Here is a 314-nt window from a genome sequence, read left to right on the forward strand (position 1 = left end):
CTGCTCGAGTTGTGCGGCGAAGTCGATGCACGGGTGATCGATCTGGACGGAGTCTACGATCCGGGGCTGCCGAACGACCGCCTGCTGCTCGGCATGAAGGGCAGCATGAGCGAGTTCGAGCTCGGGGTGCTGCGTGCTCGCATGTACGAAGCTGCCCGCGCCAAGGCACAGCGCGGCGAACTGCGCATCTCTGTGCCCTTCGGCTACGTCTGGCACCGGGATTACGGTCTCGGGTTCGATCCCGACATGCGCCTGCAGGAGACCATTCGCCTGATATTCGCGCGTTTCCGCGAACTCGGCAGTGCGCGCCAGGT

At 64.6% G+C, this 314-nt stretch carries 1 protein-coding gene; it reads left to right on the forward strand.

Annotated elements, in window-relative coordinates; all coding sequences use genetic code 11:
• The coding region (locus tag AC0L2Y_RS34675; protein ID WP_473562352.1) for a recombinase family protein at positions 1-314 on the forward strand (314 nt) is incomplete at both ends.

The sequence above is a fragment of the Mesorhizobium sp. WSM4830 genome (genome assembly GCF_055811495.1).